The organism is Sphingomonas sp. CV7422, assembly GCF_027945725.1.
GTDB lineage: Bacteria > Pseudomonadota > Alphaproteobacteria > Sphingomonadales > Sphingomonadaceae > Sphingomonas > Sphingomonas kyungheensis.
This window is the reverse complement of record NZ_CP115900.1, coordinates 1,863,368-1,875,214: the sequence shown is the minus strand read 5'-3', so window position 1 is coordinate 1,875,214 and position 11,847 is coordinate 1,863,368. Positions and strand designations below refer to the sequence as shown.

The window sequence follows — 11,847 nt, the reverse complement described above, 5'->3', positions numbered from 1 at the left end:
TGTCAACCCGGCCGCGTGTGGCTATGGCAAGGCCATGCATATCCACCCGTTGATTACAGACAGCGCGACCCTCGCCAATCTGTGTGCCCGCCTCGCCAATGCCGACTTCGTCACCGTCGACACCGAATTCATGCGCGAGAGCACCTATTACCCCGAATTGTGCCTGATCCAGATCGCCGACGTGAACGAGGCGGCGGCGATCGATCCGATGGCGCCGGGGCTCGACATGACGCCGCTGCTCGACCTGCTCACCGAGAATCAGGACGTGCTCAAGGTCGTCCACGCCGGCGGGCAGGATATCGAGATCATCTACAATCTCACCGGCAAGACGCCGCAGCCGCTGTTCGACACGCAGGTCGCGGCGATGGCGCTGGGGCAAGGCGAGCAGATCGGCTATTCCAACCTCGTCGACAGCTGGCTCGGCATCCAGGTCGACAAGGGCGCGCGCTTCACCGACTGGGCGCGGCGGCCGCTCGACGCGCGGCAGATCGAATATGCGATCGGCGACGTGACCCACCTCGCCGATATCTTCCCCAGGATGCTCGAACGGCTGCGCAAGACCGGGCGCGGCGTGTGGCTCGACCAGGAGATGGAGCGGCTCGCCGACCCCGCCAATTACGCCAACGATCCCGATCAGGCGTGGAAGCGCGTCCGCATCTCCGGCCGCAAGCCCGACGTGCTCGGGCGGCTCAAGGCGCTGGCGCGCTGGCGCGAGCTGGAGGCGCAGTCGAAGGACCTGCCGCGCGGCCGCATCGTCAAGGACGAGACGTTGGGCGACCTCGCCGGCCATCCGCCGCGCAAACAGGCCGATCTCGCCAAGGTGCGCGGCCTGTCGGCGACCTGGGCGTCGAACGACATCGGCGGCCGGCTGATGGCGGCGATCGATTCGGCGCAGCCGCTGTCGGGCGACGAGCTGCCGCCGCGCGACGACCGCAAGCCGGGGCTGGGCAAGGAGGGCGCGCTGGTCGCCGACCTGCTCAAGCTGCTGCTCAAGATCCGCTCGCGCGACATCGACGTCGCCTCGCGGCTGCTGGCGCGGTCGGACGAGCTGGAGGCCTTGGCGGCGGGGGTGCGCACCGGCCTGCCGATGCTGGAGGGCTGGCGGTTCGATCAATTCGGTCGCGACGCACTCGATCTGGTCGAGGGGCGGCTCGGCTTCGCGGTACGCGGCGGCAAGCTCAAGATGACGCGAACGGAGGAGACGGCATGAAGCGGATGATCCTGATGGCGCCGATGCTGACGGCGGCCTGCGCGACGATGGCGCCGCCCCCGCCCGAGCGCGGGCCGTGCGTGGTCGACGAGGCGGCGAAGATGCACTTCGCCGCGGTGAAATACCGCGAGCGGATGCGCGGCGAGATCGAACATACGACGCATTCGGCGGTGTCGCGGATCGTCCGGCCGGGCGACATGGTGACGCAGGATCTCCGGCCGGACCGGCTGACGATCCTGCTCGACGACGGCGGGCTGATCAGCGGCTTGCGCTGCGGGTGATCCGCGGGGGCGGGGCTGGCCGGCGATGGCGCTGAGCCGAGGTCTCGCTCATCCCGCATAGAGTTATCCGTTAGCCCTGAGCCTGTCGAAGGGTGGGCTTCCAGAGTGCGGTCGATCGATGTGTCGCAATGCGGTCGCCGCGGGGCGGGACGGACCGACTAGCGCTCAGCTCGGGGGATGGCAGCGCTTCGACAGGCTCAGCGCGAACGGTGACGGGTGGCCGAAACGCACCTCAGCGGTCGCGCAGGCATTTCCCTCATGTGCGCAGAGTTGGCCCCACCAGCGCTCAGCCGAACACCACGCGCGGCTTGCGCTTGAGTCCGGTCGCCAGCGCGGCATGGCGGCGCTCGACCGTCTCCGAATAGAGGGGTCGGTCCGCCTCGCCGAGCGACAGCAGCACGTGCCCCGGTTCGAGCCCCAGGGTCGCGCGTTGCAGCGGGCCGGCGAGCCCGGCGCTGAACCGCTGCCCGAGCCGGATCGCCAGCCCCCAGTCGATCGCCAGCGCTATCTGTCCGACATTGGCGAGGCCGGCGAGCAGCGGATGCGGCGTGGTGCTGCCGCCAAGGCTGGTGTGCAGCGCCTGCGCCAGCATCGCGCGCTCGGGCGCGTCGATCGCCACCCAATTGCCGTGCAGGGCGACCTCGAAGCCGCGTTCGTCGCGGAATTCGGGATTGGCGCGCCAGCCGGTGTCGGCGAGCAGGCAGGCGGCGTGGCGGATGCGGGCGAGCTCCGGCCCTTCGCCGGGAAAGAGCGGCGCGATCCAGCCGGCGAGCAGGTCGCCATGTTCGGCGAAGCGGCCGAGCAGCCGCCCTTCCTCGCGCGCGCCGACGATCAGCGGATCGAGCGCGCGCGTCTGCGGATCGAGCGCGGCATAGAGCAGCCCCTCGCGCAGCCCGAAGGTCGAGGCGACGGCGCTCGCCGAACCGAGTTCGCGCATCACCACCGCGAGCAGCGCGGTCGCATCGCCGAGCTGGCCGGCCCGCACCGCCGACATGCCCGGCACGCTGCGCAGCCGCGTCCGCGACAGATGCGCGATGCTGCGCCCGAGCCGGCCGACCGTCTCGGGCGCGAGCGTATAGCCGTGGATGATCGGCAGCGGATAATGCGTCAGGCTCATGTCGAGCCGCGCCAGCGCGCGCCACGATCCGCCGACCATATAGAGCGGCAGGCCCCTGCCCCGCCCGGTCCAGCCGGCCTCGCGGATCAGCCTCGTGACGTGGCGGTCGAACGCCGGGCCGCGCCCTTCGCGCAGCGCGGCGATGCGCAGCACGCCGAGCGGGAAGGAGATGCGGTCGGTGACCGTGCCGGCGACGACGCGGACGAGTTCGAGGCTGCCGCCGCCAAGATCGCCGACGACGCCGTCCGCCTCGGGAATCGCCGACAGCACGCCCATTCCCGCGGCGGTCGCCTCTTGTTCGCCCGTCAGCACGTCGACGGTGAGGCCGAGCGCACCGGCCGCGGCGATGAAGGCGGGGCCGTTGCTCGCGTCGCGCACCGCGGCGGTGGCGACGGTGCGCAGCGGCGCGTCCATCTCGCGCGCGACCATCGCGAACCGGCCGAGCGCGCCCATCGCCAGCGCCATGCTGTCGGCGTCGATCGTGCCGGTCGCGGCGAGGCTGCGGCCGAGGCCGGCCATCACCTTCTCGTTGAACAGCGTCGCCGGGATGCGCGGATGACCCTGGTAGACGACGAGGCGCACCGAATTGGAGCCGATGTCGATGATGCCGGTGCGGGGGAACGTCTCTGCCATGACCGGCTCAACGAGCGGCACGGCCGGCTGTTCAGACACGCCCCGCTCGCGCAGGGTGGTGAGGAAGGGGATGCGGGCCATCAGGCGGCGGGACGTCGCCGCCCCGGCTCACCGCCGCTCCGCACCCCGGCCACGCCGCCGCCCACCGTCATCGCCGCCGCCGCAGCGCCAGCGTCGGCACCGCATTGCTTTCGGCGAGCGCCGCGCCGCGCCCCGACAGTGACGGGTTGGTCATGAAATAGCGGTGGAGGTTGAACGGCTTCTCGCCCGGCGTCTCGCGCACGTAGCGACCGTCGGGGCCGAGTTCCCAGCTCTGCTCGGTGTCGATCAGATTGGCGACCATCACCTGGTCGAGCACCTGATCGTGCACCGTCGGGTTCTCGATCGGCAGCATATATTCGACGCGGCGATCGAAGTTGCGCGGCATCCAGTCCGCCGAGGAGATGAACACCTTGGCACCGTCATTGGGCAGTGCCGCGCCGTTGCCGAAGCAGAAGATGCGGCTGTGTTCGAGGAAGCGGCCGATGATCGACTTGACGCGGATATGCTCCGACATGCCCGGCACGCCGGGGCGCAGGCAGCAGATGCCGCGGATGATGAGGTCGATCTCGACCCCGGCGCCGCTCGCCTCGTACAATTTGTCGATGATCACCGGATCGACCAGGCTGTTCATCTTCGCCCAGACCGCGCCGACCTTGCCGGCGCGGGCATTGGCGATCTCGACGTCGATCAGCTGCAGCAGCTTCTGGCGCAGGTCGCGCGGCGACAGGCTGAGTTTGACGATGTCGGTCGGCTCGACATAGCCGGTGACGTAATTGAACATCTGCGCGGCATCGCGCCCCATCCGCGGGTCGGCGGTGAAGAAGCTGAGGTCGGTGTAGATGCGCGCGGTCACCGGGTGGTAATTGCCGGTGCCGAAGTGGCAATAGGTGCGGAACTGGCCGTTCTCGCGCCGTACCACCATCGAGACCTTGGCATGCGTCTTCCATTCGAGGAAGCCGTAGACGACCTGCACGCCTGCGCGTTCGAGCGCGCTTGCCCAGAGGATATTCTGTTCCTCGTCGAAGCGCGCGCGCAGCTCGACCACCGCGGTCACCGACTTGCCCGATTCGGCGGCGGCGATCAGCGCATTGATCACCGCGGGCTGTTTGCCGGCGCGATACAGCGTCTGCTTGATCGCGATCACGTCCGGGTCCTGCGCCGCCTGTTTGAGGAAGGCGAGGACGACGTCGAACGTTTCATAGGGATGATGGACGATGATGTCCTTGGCGCGGATCGCCGCGAAACAGTCGCCGCCGAATTCGCGGATCCGCTCGGGGAAGCGCGGCACGAAGGGCAGGAACTTGAGGTCGGGCCGATCCTCGTCAATCACCGCGTCGAGATCGCCGATGCTGAGCAGATTGCCGCTCTCGGTGATCGTCGCGTCGGCGCCGCCCAGTTCGTGGCGCAGCACCTTGGCGAGCGCGTCGGGCATGCCCGTCTCCAGCTCGAGCCGGATGACGCGGCCGCGGCGGCGGCGCTTGATCGCATTGGCGAAATAGCGGACGAGATCCTCCGCCTCCTCGTCGATCTCGATATCGCTGTCGCGCAGCACGCGGAAGGCGGCGGCGCCGACCAGCGTATAGCCCGGGAAGATCACCGGCGCGAACCGCTTGAGCAACGCCTCGATCGAGACGTAGCGCGCCGGCTCGCCCGGCAGGCGGACGAAGCGCGGCGCGCTCGCCGGGATCATCACCAGTTCGCGCACCGGCTCGCCGTCCGAATCGCGGACGACGTCGAACATCACCGACAGCCCCTTGTTGGGGATGAAGGGAAAGGGGTGGGCGGGATCGAGCGCCTGCGGCGTCAGGATCGGGAAGATCTGCTCGCGGAAATGCGCCTCGAGCCATTCGGCATCCTCGGCGTCGACCTCGTCGCGGCGCAGCACGTGCAGCCCAGCCTCGTCGAGCAGGGTGCGCAGGTCGCCCCACACCGCCTGCTGGCTCGCCATCAGCGCATCCGCCTCGCGCGTGATCGCGGCGAGCTGCTGCCCCGGCGTCAGGCCGTCGGACGAGCGGCGGTCGACATCCTTGAGCTGCTGCCCCTTGAGGCCGGCGACGCGGACCATGAAGAATTCGTCGAGATTGTTGCCCGAGATCGACAGGAAGCGCAGCCGTTCGAGCAGCGGATGCGCCGGATTGCACGCCTCCTCCAGCACGCGCCGGTTGAACGCCAGCCACGACAGCTCGCGGTTGAAATAGCGGTCGTTGACCTCCGGGACGAAGGGATCGTCGTCGGGGGCGGCGAGATGCGAGAGGTGGATCGGGCGTGTCATGGTTCGGTCATAGGCAGCAACGGTTGCGGTTGCGTGACGATCCCTGCCGCGGTGAGAACGGTGCGTGCCAGCGGGATCGACAGGCGGCGGTGGCTACCGAGCACCTCCTGATCGAGCGCATCGACGACGCGCTGGACGACGATATGGCTGCGCTCGATCCGCGTGCTCAGCCATTGCACCAGATCCGGGCGCGCATCGAGCCCGCGCCGGTGGAAGAGATGGGCGAGCAGCACCGCGATCAGCTCGTCGTCGGGCGCGCCGATCGCGGCATGCGGGCTGGCGGCCAGGCGCGAGCGCAGGTCGGGCAGCCGCACCGACCAGCTCGGCGGCAGCGCGTCGGCCACGATGACGAGCGGGCGGTTCTCCGCCTGCGCCTGGTTCCAGGCGTGGAAGATCTGCGCCTCGGGCATCGTCTCGGCATCGTCGATGATCCGGCCCTGGCTCTTCGCGGCGAAGATGCGCGCGAGCAGGCTGCGCCCCGATTTGCGCGGGCCGGTCAGCACCGCCGCCCTGACCGGCCAGCTCGCCCAATCCTCCAGCGTCCGCGCCGCGCGCACGTTGCTCGGCGTGACGAGGAAGGCATCGTCGTTCGGATCCGCGGGCCAGCCCAGCGGCAACGCCAGTTGCTGCGTCATCGGGTCAGCCGGCCGGGTTGGGATCGGCGGGCAGGTTCGACGGCAGCAGCTGCGGCGCGCGGCGGATGCGCAGCGTCTGCCCCGATCCGGTCACCTGGAAGCCGCGGACCTCGAGCGCGCGGCGCAGCGCCTCGGGATCGCCGTCATAGACGACGCGCATCAGCGACAGGCCGCCGAGCGCGAGGCTGGTGGTACTCGCCGAGCGCACCCCGGCGATGCCGCGCACCAGCCCTTCGGTATTGGCGACCGCACTCGCGCCCGGCGTGTCGAACTGGATGGTGAGCGGAATGCCCGCATCCGCGGCGCCGGTGTCGCCGACGATCTCGGCAAGCGTCTCGCCGCCCGCCGCGTCGTCGCTGTCGTTCGGATCGACCACCGGCTCGGGCGCGGGCGGCGGCGACAGCGTCGGGTCGAGCCCGAGCGCACCGCCGCGCAACGCCTGCTGGAACAGGCCGTCCATTCGTGCCACCCCGGCGTCGAGCAGCCGCGGCAGGCCCGCCGCGCTGCCGACGCGCAGCGTGAAGCTGCCGATCAACTGATTGTCGGGACCGTGGCGCGCCTGGAACACGCCGATGATCGGCCCGCCCGGATAGCTGCGATAGAGGCGGACGACCGGGATGAGGATGTCGCTCGCGCCATATTGGTCGATCACCTGCCGCCACCAGCCGCGTCCGGGCCGCGCGATCTGGCCGGCGTTGAGCAGCAGCGAATCGGCGCCGGTCCCCGAGGGGCGGACATAATCGATTGCGCTGTTGCCGGTGCGGAAGCGCGCCCAGGCCTCCTGCCAGTCGTTGCGCTGCTCGAACACCGTCTCGACCCCGCCCGACACCTGCAGCGGCACGAGCAGCATCGGTCGCGAGCGGTCGGCATAGGCGCTGATGCCGAGCAGCCCCGCCGCACGGCCGCGGTTGAACAGCACGCCGAGCCGCGCGACGTAACGCGTCGGGCCGATCTGCTCATTCTCGACGACGATGCCCGAGACGAGCTGGTCGAGCGTGCCGTCGGAGACCAAAGCGCCGTCGCCGCCGAGCCGCTTCGACAGCTGCACCCACGCCTTGCGCTGGGCGAGCCGCCAGCCGCCGAGCCGTGCGCCCTCCGCGGTCTTGGCGGCGACGTCGACGCTGACGCCGCCGACCTCGAAATCGCCCGAACTGTCGACCGGGGTGACGCCGCGGCCGCCTTCGATCTGCGCATAGGCGCCCGCGGCGAGCAGCAGCGTCGCCCCGGCGAGCGAGGGAAACAGGGATGGCATGCGCATGGTGCAGGCCTTTTGGCGAAGCGGGCGGGCGATGCCAAGCGCGATATGCGCCCTGCCCCCGCCGCCCGCGCCCGGCGCACCGGTCGCCGCTACCGATCCTTGTTGCCAGCGCGGGGCGAAAATCTTAGCAGGCTGGCCGGATGAGCCAGCCGCCCTCTCCGTCCGACCAGTCCTACACCTATGCCGATGCCGGCGTATCGATCGCCGCGGGCAACGCGCTGGTCCGCGCGATCGGGCCGCTCGCCAAGGCGACGCGGCGGCCGGGTGCGGATGCCGAGCTCGGCGGCTTCGGCGGCTTGTTCGACCTCAAGGCGGCGGGCTTCTCCGATCCGCTGCTCGTCGCCGCCAATGACGGCGTCGGCACCAAGCTCAAGCTCGCGATCGAATGGGACCGGCATGAGGGCGTCGGCGTCGACCTCGTCGCGATGTGCGCCAACGACCTGATCGTCCAGGGCGCCGAGCCGCTGTTCTTCCTCGACTATTACGCCACCGCCAAGCTCGACACCGGCATCGCCGAACGCGTCGTCGCGTCGATCGCGGAGGGCTGCCGGCAGGCGGGCTGCGCGCTGATCGGCGGCGAAACGGCGGAGATGCCGGGCATGTACGCGCCGGGCGACTATGACCTCGCCGGCTTCTGCGTCGGCGCGGTCGAGCGCGACCGCGTGCTCACCGGCCAGACGATCGCGGCGGGCGACGTCATCCTCGGCCTCGCCTCGTCGGGCGTCCATTCCAACGGTTTCTCGCTGGTCCGCCGGCTCGCCGCGGATCGCGGCTGGAAGCTCGACCGGCCGGCGCTGTTCGACGCCGACCGGCTGCTCATCGACCTGCTGATGGCGCCGACACGCATCTATGTCGCGAGCCTGCTGCCGCTGCTGCGCGAGGGGGCGATCAAGGGCCTCGCCCATATCACCGGCGGCGGACTGCTCGAGAATATCCCGCGCGTCCTGCCCGAGGGCACGCATGCGGTGGTCGACGCCGACGCCTGGGAGCAGTCGCGGCTGATGGCTTTCCTCCAGGCGCAGGGCGCGATCGAGCCCGAGGAGATGGCGCGCACCTTCAACTGCGGCATCGGCATGGCGGTGGTCGTCGCCGCCGACGACGCCGACCGGGTCGCCGCGGCGCTCGGCGCGGCGGGCGAGACGGTCCACCGGATCGGCCGCGTCGAGGCGGGCAAGCGCGGCTGCACGGTGCGCGGCTCGACCGAGACGTGGAGCGCGCGCCACGACTGGACCGCGACGCACGATCATGGCTGACCGTCGATGAAGGCGGTCGGCATCCTGATCTCGGGCCGGGGCTCGAACATGATGGCGCTGGTCGAGGCGGGGATCCCCGTCGCGCTGGTCGCCTCCGACAAGCCCGATGCGCCGGGGCTGGACTGGGCGCGGGCGCGCGGCATCGCCACCTTCGCGTTGTCGCCCAAGGGGATCGGCAAGGCCGCCTATGAGGCGGAGCTCGACGCCGCGTTGCGCGCGGCGGGGTGCGAGGTGATCGCGCTCGCCGGCTATATGCGGCTGGTCTCCGCCGATTTCGTCGCGCGCTGGCGCGACCGGATCGTCAACGTCCATCCGTCGCTGCTGCCCCTGTACAGGGGGCTCGACACGCATGCGCGCGCGATCGCCCATGGCGACGCGGTCGCCGGCTGTTCGGTCCACCTCGTCACCGAGGAGCTCGACGCCGGCCCGCTGCTCGGCCAGGCCGAGGTGCCGATCCTCCCCGGCGACACGCCCGACACGCTCGCCGCGCGGGTGCTGGTCGCCGAACACCGCCTGTATCCGCAAGTCCTCAAGGAGTTCGTCAGCCGATGACGTCAGCCCTCACCCGCGTCCGCGACCTCGCCCTGCTGTTGCCCGAGGCGGCGGAGCGCGACGAGGACGGTGCGCCGACCTTCACCGTCGCCGACACGCCCTTCGCGCGGCTGCGCGGCGACGGCGTCGAGGTGCGCGGCGACGACGGCGGCTGGTCGACGATGTCGCTCGCCGACGATGCCGACTGGGCGCTGATCGAGGACCGGATCGCGCACAGCTGGGAGCTCGCCGCACCGCGCGGGCTGCTGGAGGCGGGCGGACGATGAGCGAATCGCGCGATCAGGCGCAGACCCGCCGCCGCTGGATCACGCTCGCCGAGCTGGTGGCGGTGGCGGGCGTCGTGATCGCCGCGCTGACGCTCTACACCAACTGGCAGGAACGGCGCGAGGCCGCCGCCGACAAGGCGATCGAACAGGCGAGCGCGACGCGCGACAAGACCCGCTTCCTGCTGCGCGGCACGGTCGACGCCAAGAAGCGCAAGATCCTGCTGGTCCGCGAGGAAGCGCATCCGCTCGGTGACATCCGCGTCACCTTCCCGACCGCGCTTGGCGTCGCGCCGCAGGATTCGGTGACGCAGACGATCGATGCCGACTGGTTCGACTCCGCGCTGCGCCAGGCGACTGACGGCGGTGCCGACAATGAAACCGGGCGGCTGCCGGTGCTGATCCGCTACACCTATTTTACCGACGACCAGCCGACGACGCGGCAGGCGATCTACGACATCGTCTGGCAGACGCACGGTCGTAGCTGGCGTAGTCGCAAGGTTGAATTGCTCGACCTGCGGCTGCACGAGACCGGCGGCAATCAGAAGCGCGTCGACGCGCTTTGGGCTAAGGACCGGCCGGCGGGCTGACCCCGGCTCAGGCGGCGACCAGCCAGCGCAGGAAGCGCGGCACCGCGCCGTGCCGCGTCATCCACCGGCTGTAGGCGCGATAGACGGGGTCGCGGCCGAGATGCCGCTCCTCGGTCCGCGCGCGCCAGTAATAGATGCCGCTGACGATGCCCATCAGCGCGGTCGCGCGCACCGCGTCGATCAGGCTGCCGGTGGTCAGCAGCGGCAGCGTCGACAGCCACCAGAACAGGTTCTTGGCGAGATAGGCGGGGTGGCGCGACCAGGCATAGGGGCCGTGCGTCAGGATGCCGCGATGCGTCAGGTTGGAGAAGCGTAGTCCGAAGGCCACCGTCGCCCAAGCATAGAGCGCGGTCAGCGCGACGAGGATCGCGCCCCAGGCGGCGAGCAGCAGCGGATGGCCCGCGAACCACGCCGACCAGTCCTGCGTGCCGGGATGATAGTCGAGCGGCCCGCCCTCCTCCATCAGCTGGAACGGCGGATAGCAGATCAGCGCCGCCGTCCACGCCGCGGCATAGGGATTGGCGCTGCGGATATGCGCGTCGAGCGGGCGCAGCGTCAGCACATAGCCGACGGTGGCGAAGGCGACGTCGACGACGAACATCAGCGCGATCAGCCATTGCGTCAGCGCCACCGGATCGCCGAGGCGCCGCCAGTCGGTATGAACGAAGCCCGCCCAATTGCCGGGGATCACCGCGAGCATGAAGGCGAGGAAGAAGGCCTTGACCGCCCAGCTGCGCATATGGCCGTAGATCGCCTGCCGCTCGACCCCGGGCTGGCCGGTCAGCCAGGCGCCGACGTGCCAGGCGCCATCGCGCGGATCGACCAGATAGCGGTCGAGCCACAGCAGATAGGGGACGGCGAGGAGCGCGACGACCGGCATCGCATGGCCGAAGCACCACATCGCGAAACCATAATTGCGGTCCCAGTAGAAGCGGCCGATGCCGTAGAGCAGCGCGATTGCCCCCCAGGTGACGTAGAGCCCGGCGAGCTTGGTGAGGCTGACGTCGCGCGTCTCGGCGGCGGGACGCGGGTGATGCCAGTCGATTCCGGTACTGTGACGCCGGTGGACCTTGTCGATCGCGAGCGACCAGCCGACCATCGGCAGCGCGCAGGCGATGAGCGCGACCAGCGCGGCATAGGGACCGTCCATGCCGGTCGCGAGCGCGATCGTCAGCCACAGGGCGAGGCCGACCAGCCCGGCGATGCCGACGCCATGGCCGACCGCGGAGGCTGGGCGCGAGGCATCGGTCGGTGGGGCGGCTTGCATCGCCTTCCCCTAGCCGAGCAAGGGTAAGCAAGCCATGAACCACACCGAGCCGCGCCTATCGGGATGCTTGCGCGATCCTCTGCGGTTCGGTAGATGCGCGGCACCCCCTGTCGGAACGCCAGCGTCCGCAACGTAGGAACGACCGGATCGGGGGTCGGAAAACCGCGGTTCAGCGCGGGTTTGCGGGTATAGCACAATGGTAGTGCAGCAGCCTTCCAAGCTGAATACACGGGTTCGATTCCCGTTACCCGCTCCATTCCCCCTTTGGTCGTGCGTTGTGCCCTGTCGGTGGGGCATGCGGCGATTCCCGTGAGCCGGCGCGGGTCCGGCATCCACTGCTCCGCAAGAGCGTAAGGCGGTGGTTTCGCGGCACGGTGGCCCCCGGGAACACGTCCGGGGTGATGGCGCATCCTGGGCGACGCCAGGACTTTCGCAGACATCTGGCGGAGGCGGCAATATGCCGACCAAGCAGAA

11 protein-coding genes and 1 tRNA gene are annotated in these 11,847 nt (G+C 70.1%); 7 read left to right on the top strand and 5 right to left on the bottom strand.

Annotated elements, in window-relative coordinates:
- The first annotated feature begins 34 nt into the window (after window positions 1-34).
- On the top strand, window positions 35-1,210 hold the full coding sequence (gene rnd, locus PBN85_RS09155; RefSeq protein WP_037536590.1) for a ribonuclease D: 1,176 nt from the start codon (window positions 35-37) through the stop codon (window positions 1,208-1,210).
- Window positions 1,207-1,491 carry an I78 family peptidase inhibitor gene (locus PBN85_RS09150; RefSeq protein ID WP_271298749.1) on the top strand — a complete coding sequence of 95 codons (285 nt, stop codon included), beginning with the start codon at window positions 1,207-1,209 and terminating at the stop codon, window positions 1,489-1,491. Before rnd ends, PBN85_RS09150 begins: the two co-directional genes overlap by 4 nt.
- 286 nt (window positions 1,492-1,777) lie before the next feature.
- Here PBN85_RS09150 and PBN85_RS09145 read toward each other — a convergent pair whose 3' ends face one another.
- The 4 genes from PBN85_RS09145 to PBN85_RS09130 all read right to left on the bottom strand — a co-directional run bounded on the left by PBN85_RS09145 (window position 1,778) and on the right by PBN85_RS09130 (window position 7,448).
- Window positions 1,778-3,241, bottom strand: coding sequence for a Ppx/GppA phosphatase family protein (locus tag PBN85_RS09145; protein ID WP_271300869.1), 1,464 nt, complete (start codon window positions 3,239-3,241; stop codon window positions 1,778-1,780).
- A 148-nt stretch (window positions 3,242-3,389) separates the two neighbouring features.
- Entirely contained in the window at window positions 3,390-5,555 is a 2,166-nt protein-coding gene (locus PBN85_RS09140) for an RNA degradosome polyphosphate kinase (protein WP_037536593.1), read from the bottom strand.
- Window positions 5,552-6,190, bottom strand: coding sequence for an HdaA/DnaA family protein (locus tag PBN85_RS09135; protein WP_037536594.1), 639 nt, complete (start codon window positions 6,188-6,190; stop codon window positions 5,552-5,554). The genes PBN85_RS09140 and PBN85_RS09135 overlap by 4 nt, the downstream gene beginning before the upstream one ends.
- 4 nt (window positions 6,191-6,194) lie before the next feature.
- Window positions 6,195-7,448, bottom strand: coding sequence for a heavy-metal-associated domain-containing protein (locus tag PBN85_RS09130; protein ID WP_271298748.1), 1,254 nt, complete (start codon window positions 7,446-7,448; stop codon window positions 6,195-6,197).
- Between the two features lie 140 nt (window positions 7,449-7,588).
- On the opposite strand from PBN85_RS09130, the gene purM reads away from it, so the two are divergent.
- The 4 genes from purM to PBN85_RS09110 are packed head-to-tail and all read left to right on the top strand — an operon-like array spanning window position 7,589 to window position 10,106.
- Window positions 7,589-8,701 (top strand): phosphoribosylformylglycinamidine cyclo-ligase, encoded by a 1,113-nt coding sequence (purM, locus tag PBN85_RS09125; protein ID WP_271298747.1) that lies wholly within the window; start codon window positions 7,589-7,591, stop codon window positions 8,699-8,701.
- 6 nt (window positions 8,702-8,707) lie between these two features.
- Window positions 8,708-9,253, top strand: a complete 546-nt coding sequence (gene purN / locus PBN85_RS09120) for a phosphoribosylglycinamide formyltransferase (RefSeq protein ID WP_271298746.1) — start codon at window positions 8,708-8,710, stop codon at window positions 9,251-9,253.
- Window positions 9,250-9,519 (top strand): hypothetical protein, encoded by a 270-nt coding sequence (locus PBN85_RS09115; protein ID WP_037536604.1) that lies wholly within the window; start codon window positions 9,250-9,252, stop codon window positions 9,517-9,519. Before purN ends, PBN85_RS09115 begins: the two co-directional genes overlap by 4 nt.
- Window positions 9,516-10,106, top strand: coding sequence for a hypothetical protein (locus tag PBN85_RS09110; RefSeq protein ID WP_271298745.1), 591 nt, complete (start codon window positions 9,516-9,518; stop codon window positions 10,104-10,106). The genes PBN85_RS09115 and PBN85_RS09110 overlap by 4 nt, the downstream gene beginning before the upstream one ends.
- A gap of 7 nt (window positions 10,107-10,113) precedes the next feature.
- On the opposite strand, the gene PBN85_RS09105 is transcribed toward PBN85_RS09110, so the two are convergent.
- A complete protein-coding gene (locus PBN85_RS09105) occupies window positions 10,114-11,373 on the bottom strand; it encodes a methyltransferase family protein (RefSeq protein ID WP_271298744.1) in 1,260 nt (419 codons plus the stop codon).
- A 182-nt stretch (window positions 11,374-11,555) separates the two neighbouring features.
- On the opposite strand from PBN85_RS09105, the gene PBN85_RS09100 reads away from it, so the two are divergent.
- Window positions 11,556-11,629, top strand: a tRNA-Gly gene (locus tag PBN85_RS09100).
- Window positions 11,630-11,847 lie beyond the last annotated feature (218 nt).